Here is a 280-nt window from a genome sequence, read left to right as displayed (position 1 = left end):
AAGCAGGCACCGTCGCCGGTACCTTCAACGCCCGTGACGAAGAAACGCCGCGTGAAAATCTGACCATCAGCTTCACCACCGGCACCAACGCCGACGGTTACTACGCCATCTCCGGCAACGACGTCGTACTGACCGCCAAAGGCGCCGAATTCGTCAACGCGGGTAACCAACTGCCGAAGATCGACCTGACCGTCACCGACGCTGGTGGCCTCAGCTCCACCGGCGAAGGCCAACCGACTGTAACCCTGGTCAACGACGTACCACTGATCGACATCACGCC

Annotated in this window: 1 protein-coding gene; it reads left to right on the top strand. The window is 61.1% G+C overall.

Annotation, left to right across the window (positions count from 1 at the left end):
- Positions 1-280 (top strand): hypothetical protein (locus AOA60_RS32765; protein WP_158235060.1); only part of this gene is annotated, 280 nt, incomplete at both ends.

Origin of the sequence: Pseudomonas sp. 2822-17 (genome assembly GCF_002742485.1) — a bacterium.
GTDB lineage: Bacteria > Pseudomonadota > Gammaproteobacteria > Pseudomonadales > Pseudomonadaceae > Aquipseudomonas > Aquipseudomonas cyclaminis.
This window is presented reverse-complemented; position numbering and strand designations above follow the sequence as displayed.